The 6,332-nt window shown below is 70.5% G+C and carries 4 protein-coding genes; 1 reads left to right on the top strand and 3 read right to left on the bottom strand.

All coding sequences use genetic code 11. The features are described 5' to 3' along the window. The coding region (locus tag BGP17_RS06585) for an Ig-like domain-containing protein (protein WP_286711431.1) at positions 1 to 2,761 on the top strand (2,761 nt) is incomplete at its 5' end. A gap of 76 nt (positions 2,762 to 2,837) precedes the next feature. Here BGP17_RS06585 and BGP17_RS06580 read toward each other — a convergent pair. From BGP17_RS06580 to BGP17_RS06570, 3 genes are all read right to left on the bottom strand, one after another. Next, positions 2,838 to 3,194, bottom strand: a complete 357-nt coding sequence (locus BGP17_RS06580; RefSeq protein WP_167298086.1) for a response regulator — start codon at positions 3,192 to 3,194, stop codon at positions 2,838 to 2,840. Next, entirely contained in the window at positions 3,191 to 5,332 is a 2,142-nt protein-coding gene (locus tag BGP17_RS06575; protein ID WP_286711430.1) for a PAS domain-containing sensor histidine kinase, read from the bottom strand. Before BGP17_RS06575 ends, BGP17_RS06580 begins: the two co-directional genes overlap by 4 nt. A 61-nt stretch (positions 5,333 to 5,393) precedes the next feature. Beyond that, entirely contained in the window at positions 5,394 to 6,263 is an 870-nt protein-coding gene (locus BGP17_RS06570) for an HpcH/HpaI aldolase/citrate lyase family protein (RefSeq protein ID WP_286711429.1), read from the bottom strand. Positions 6,264 to 6,332: the final 69 nt, after the last annotated feature.

The raw sequence follows: 6,332 nt of genomic DNA, 5'->3' as shown, positions 1-6,332 counted from the left end.
CTATTATGGCGCGGACAGCTTCACCTTCACCGCGACCGGCCCGGGCGGCACTTCGGCGCCCGCGACGGTGAGCCTGACCGTGGCGACGCCCGCGGCACCGGTCGCAGTGAACAAGAGTGGCGTGGCGGTGCCCTATGCGAGCACCGGCACGGCGATCGACCTGTCGGGCTCGATCACCGGCGTCCATGCGAGCATCGCGATCGGCACGGCGCCGGCGCACGGCACGGTGACGATCGCGGGCGATGTCGTGACCTATACCCCGGCCGCGACCTATTATGGCGCGGACAGCTTCACCTTCACGGCGACCGGCCCTGGCGGCACCTCGGCCCCGGCGACGGTGAGCCTGACCGTGGCGACGCCGCCAGCGCCGATCGTTGCGGACAAGAGCGGCGTGGCGGTGCCCTATGCGAGCGCCGGCACCGCGATCGACCTGTCGGGATCGATCACCGGCGTGCGCGGCAGCATCGCGATCGGCACGGCGCCGGCGCACGGCACGGTGACGATCGCGGGCGAGGTCGTTACCTATACGCCGGCCGCGACCTATTATGGCGCGGACGGCTTCACCTATACCGCGACCGGCCCGGGCGGCACTTCGGCCCCCGCGACGGTGAGCCTCACCGTGGCGACGCCGGCGGCGCCGACCGCGGCCAACAAGAGCGGCGTGGCCGTCGGCTATAACAGCGGCGGCACGCCCATCGACCTGGCGCCTTCGGTCACCGGGGTGCACAGCACGCTCACGGTCGTCACGGCGCCGGCGCACGGCACCGCCACGGTCAATGGCGATGTGGTCACCTATACCCCCACCAGCGGCTATTTCGGCGCGGACAGCTTCGCCTATACCGTCACCGGCCCGGGCGGCACGTCCGCGGCGGCGACGGTGAGCCTCACCGTGGCGACGCCGCCGCCGCCGAACGCGGCGCCGGGCACCTCCACGGTCGCGGGCAGCACCACGCCGGCAGGGACGAGCGTCCAGATCAACCTCTCGGCACTGGTCACCGGCGTCTATGACTCGATCCAGATCGCCAGCCAGCCCGCGCACGGCACGGTCACGCTGAGCGGCGGCGCCGGGCCGAGCCTGACGCCGGTCGCCGTGGCGCCGGCCTCGCCGACCATCGCGACCTACACGCCGGCCGCCAATTATTCGGGCACCGACAGCTTCACTTATGTGGCGGTCGGTCCGGGCGGCACCTCGGCGCCGGGCACGGTGACGATCACCGTGGTCGGCCAGGTGCCGGTCGCCGCGCCCAAGACGGCGACGGCGGGCGACGGCCAGATGGTCTCCGTGATGCTCACCGACGGGGCGGCGCGCGGGCCGTTCACCGGTGCGAATGTCGTGAGCGTGTCGCCGGCCAGCTCGGCCACGACCGCGATCGTGGCGGCCGGCAACGGCGCCTATCGCCTAGACGTGACGCCGAACAACCGCTTCGGCGGGCAGATCGTGGTCACCTATACGCTGAGCAACGTCTTCGGCGCTTCGGCCCCGTCGACGGTCACGCTCACCGTCCAGGCGCGCCCGGATCCGCGCAACGATCCGGATATCGCCGCGATCAGCGATGCGCAGGCCGAGACGGCCCGCCGCTTCGCCCGGGCACAGGTGTCCAACTTCATGCGGCGCACCGAGCAGCTCCATAACGGCGGCGGCAGCACCGGCCTTGCGATGGGCGTGACGCTGGCCTCGCGCGACGGCTCGGCGCCGATGCAGCGGCCCGACGACAAGAACTGGGGGCTGGCCATCACCGAGCGGATGCGCGTCTCGGGCGAGGATCCGGCGATCGGCCAGTTCGCCAACAATCCGCAATCGCCGCTCTCGCGCGCCGACCAGCTCGGCTATGGCCGGACGGTCGCCGGCACGGGCGCGGCGAGCGGTGCGGCCGGCAGCCCGGGCGCACCGGGCAAGGGCGCGGTGGACGAGGACGGCAATCGCCGGGTCGGCTCGCTGGCCACCTGGGCGGGCGGCGCGATCGATATCGGCACCCGGGACAAGCGGACCGATCGCAGCAAGATCACCGCCACCACTGCGGGCCTCAGCGCCGGTGCCGACATCAAGCTCTCGGAGGGCGTGCTGGTCGGCCTGGGCGGCGGCTATGGCAATGATCTGAGCCGGATCGGCACCGCGGCGCAGGTGCGCGGCACCAGCACGATCTATGCGGCCTATGCGAGCATCCAGCCTGCCAGCGGCACCTTCATCGACGGCATGATCGGTCGCGGGCAGCTCGATTTCACCACCCGGCGCATCGCCCAGGCAGTGAACGCGACGGCGCGCGGCAGCCGTGACGGCAGCTACACCATCGCCGCGATCTCGCTGGGGATCGATCGGGCGGGCGGGCCGCTGCAATGGTCGGTCTATGGCCGCGGCGAGTATATGGACGCGGATCTCGATGCCTATGCGGAGAGCGGCGCCGGGCGCTACAATCTGCGCTTCGATGCCCGCCAGGTGCGCTCGATCACCGGCACGATCGGCGGCCGCCTGCAATATCGCCAGAAGACGGGCTTCGGTTCGATCACGCCGCGCCTGCGCGCCGAGTGGAACCATGAGTTCGCCAATGTCGATGCGCAGTGGCTCGACTATGCCGATATCCCGGGCGCGGCGATCTATGCGCTGGCGGGCAATGGCTGGAAGCGCGAGCAGTTGCAGCTGAGCTTCGGCACCCGCTTCGACATCCTGAGCAGCGGCTGGTCGTTCGACTTCGAGACCGGGTTGCGCGCGGCCCAGGGCGAGAAGGCCGGCACGCTGCAGCTCCGCCTGTCGAAGCGCTGGTAGGGGAAGGGGCCCGGACCGGTTTCGCGGGGCTTTACCGCCGCGGCGGCGGGCACCGGGGTCCGGCCCGGGGGCTCGCCTAGGGCCGCAATCGCGCGAGCGCGTCGGCCAGCTGGGCCTCGCGATAGGGTTTCTCGATCATCGGCACGTTCTTGCCGAACCCTTCCGGCGGAGCGCCATAGCCGCTGGCGAAGGCGAAGGGCAGGCCGCGCGCCCGCAACGCCTCCGCGATCGGGGTGCTGCGTTCTCCGCTCAGGTTTATGTCGAGGATCGCCACGTCGAAGCCGCCGCCTTCGGCCAGCGCCAGCCCGTCGGCCAGCCTGCTCGCCGGGCCGATCGTTTCGCAACCCAGCGCTTCGAGCAGGTCCTCGAGATACATGGCGACCACCGGCTCGTCCTCGACGACGAGCACGCGCAAGCCGCGGAGCCCGCTCACGCGGCCCCCTCGGGCAGCGGGGCGTCGACGATGCAGACCAGCCCGTCCGGGCGGAATTCGATGCGCACCGTGCCGCCCAGTTCGGCGGCGAGGCCGCGTTCGATCATGCGCGTGCCGAAGCCGCGCCGCGTCGGCGCCACGACCGGCGGGCCGCCCGCTTCCTCCCAGCGCAGCGCGAGCCTGGCGACGCCGCCGACGTGCGCGCGCCGCCAATGGACCGCGATTCGCCCCTCGGGCCGTGACAGAGCGCCATGCTTCACGGCGTTGGTCGCCAGCTCGTGGATGGCCAGCGCCAGGCTGATTGCGGTCTTGGGCTGGATCGACAGGTCCGGCCCGTCCAGCGCGAAGCGGCTCGGCTCGCCGTGCGGGCGCAGGGCATCCTCGATGATCCGGCGCATCGAGACCAGGCCCCAATGCTCGCGCGTCAGCAGATTGTGCGCCTCGGAAAGCGCGGCCAGCCGGCCTTCGAACGCGGCGCGGGCCCGGGGCGGGGGCATATCGTCCTTGAAGCTCTGCCGGGCGATGCCCTGCACGATCGCCAGCGTGTTCTTCACCCGGTGGTTCAGCTCGTCGATCAGCAGGCGGAGATGCGCTTCCGCGCGCTTCGCCTCGGTCATGTCGCGCCCGATGGCGTGCAGCGCCACCGGCCGGCCCTGCGCATCGAGGTTCAGCCGCGAATTGACTTCCCAGATCAACTCGCGGCCATCCTTGGCGCGCAGTTTCAGGGTCAGCCGGGTCGAGCCGCCATGCTGCAGCTTGCGGTTGAACGCATCCATGCCGATCGCGAACTGGTCCTCGTCCATGAAGTCGCGGATCGAGCGGCCGAGGATCTCGTCCTCGCGATAGCCTATCGCCTCCACCACTGCCGGATTCACCGAGGTGACCCGATTGTCGAGCGTCGTGGTGATCAGGAAGTCGTTGGCCTGTTCGAAGATGGTGCGGAAGCGCGCCTCGCTTTCGCGCAGTTCCTGTTCGGCGCGCTTGCGGTCGGTAACGTCGAACGAGACGCCGACGAAGCGGCTCGGCCGGCCGTCGCCATAGTCGATCCGGCTGCCATGGCTCTGCAGCCAGCGCTCGGCACCATCCTCGGCGCGCACTATGCGATAGGTGATCGCATAGGGCTCGCCCGTCGTGAAGCAGCGCATCGCCGCCTCCCGCACCATTGCCCGGTCGTCGGGATGCGCGCGCGCGATCCACTCGTCGAAGCTGCCGCGCGGATCGGGCCGGTGCGGCATGCCGAGCAGGTCGAAGCGGTTGGGCGACCAGGCGCCCTCCATCGTGTCGAGGTCCAGCTCCCAGGTGGCCATGCCGGCCGCCTCGGTGGCAAGGCGCAGCGTCTCCTCGCTCTTGCGCAGCGCATCCTCGTCCGCGCGGCGCTGGGTGACGTCCAGCGTCACCGAGAGCACGCCGAAGGGTTCGCCGGTGGGCCGGCGGATCACCGCGACCGAATTGTTCACCCAGACCACGCCGCCGTCCTTGCGGACATAGCGTTTCTCATGGGTATAGGGCGTGCCGTCCCGCACCACCTTCTCGAACAGCGGCAAGTTGCGGGCGAGATCGTCCGGATGGGTGATCTGCTGCATCGTCATGCCGCCCATCAGCGCATCGCGGCTCCAGCCGGCTATCTCGCAGAAGCGATCGTTGACCAGCGTGAAGCGGCCCTCGATGTCCACCTGGGCGAAGCCGGCCGTGGTCTGGCTGATGAACGCCGAAAGCTGCGCCTCGCGCTCGCGCAGCGCGAGTTCGGCGGTCTTGGCCTCGGTCACGTCATGGGCGACGCCGATGAAGCCGATATGATGCCCCTGCGCATCCCGGCGCGGCTGCGAGGTGGAGTGGAGCCAGCGCCACTCGCCATGGACGTTGCGATAGCGCCCCTCGAGCTCGAAGGTGCCGAGGCTCGCCTCGCCGGCCACCGATTGCGCAAGGACCTGCGCGGCATCGTCCGGATGGATGATCCGCCGCCAGTCGAAGTCGAGCGCCTCTTGATAGGAGACGCCGAGGAACGCGACATAGGCGCGATTGACGAAGCTGCGCTTGCGATCCAGCCGAGTCACCCAGACGGCGACGGGGGCGCTGTCCGCGATCATGCGGAACTCGTCCTCGCCCACCGGAAGCGGTTCGGCCGGTGCGTCGGTCATCGGGGCCCGATGGAATGCATCGTCAAGTTCCCAGCCTTGCGCCAAGGTGGATCAATGTTCGTCACCGGCGCATCGCAAGCACTGCCCGTGCGCGTTTCAGGTGCGGCATGTCGAGCATCTCGCCGTCCAGGCCGATCGTGCCGGCACCGGGTGCCGCGGCGAAGGCCGCGACGATCCGCTCGGCGCGATCGATCTCCATGGGAGAGGGAGAGAAGGCGCGGTTGATCACGGGCACCTGATCGGGATGAATGGCGAGCATCCCGCGGAAACCCGCGCGACGCGCCTTGGTTGCAACCTTCTCCAGCCCCTCGAGGTCGCGGAAGTCGCCATGGATCGTCTCGATCGGCGTCACCGCCGCGGCGGCGGCCCCGGCAAGGGCGAGGGCGCGGAAGACCTGATAGGGAAAGTCGTATTCGCCGGTCTCGTCGCGATTATGGGTGGCGCCCAGCGCGGTGGCGCTGTCCTCCGCCCCCCAGGTGAGCGCGGCGAGGCGCGGGCAGCCCGCATAATCGCCCAGGCCGAAGATGGCCGGCGCGGTTTCCGTCGCCACCACGATCGTGCGGATCCCGCCCTGGGGCAGGCCGTGCGCGGCCTCCAGCGCAGTGAGGTAATGGTGGAGCAGATCGGCCTCGGCCCGGGTCGCCTTGGGCAGCATGATGCCATCGGGCGCCCCGGGCACGATGGCGGCGAGGTCGGGCAGCGCGTGGGGCGTGTCGAGCGGGTTGATCCGCACCCATTGCGGCTGGGCGCGCGCGGCGGTCTTCAGGTGCCCGGCGACGAGCGCGCGGGCGGCGGGCTTGTTGGCCTCGGCCACGGCGTCCTCGAGGTCGAGCAGCACCAGGTCGGCTTCGCTCGCGCCTGCCTTGGCGAGCTTGCGCTCGGAATCGCCCGGCGCGAACAACAGCGATCGGGCGGCCAGCGGGTCGGTCATGCATCCTCCTATCGTGGAGGACTTGCTATCGCGCGGGGACCGGCGGGTAAACCGCGTGCCGTTCTTAAC

Origin of the sequence: Sphingomonas sp. 67-41, from assembly GCF_001899725.1 — a bacterium.
Taxonomy (GTDB): domain Bacteria; phylum Pseudomonadota; class Alphaproteobacteria; order Sphingomonadales; family Sphingomonadaceae; genus Sphingomonas; species Sphingomonas leidyi.
The sequence above is the reverse complement of the archived record's forward strand: the minus strand, read 5'-3'. Positions and strand labels throughout refer to the sequence as shown.

What these genes read in the sequence shown, in the direction of transcription:
- BGP17_RS06575 (WP_286711430.1), bottom strand. Translation starts at nt 5,332, where the DNA reads ATGACCGACGCACCGGCCGAACCGCTTCCGGTGGGCGAGGACGAGTTC.
- BGP17_RS06570 (WP_286711429.1), bottom strand. Translation starts at nt 6,263, where the DNA reads ATGACCGACCCGCTGGCCGCCCGATCGCTGTTGTTCGCGCCGGGCGAT.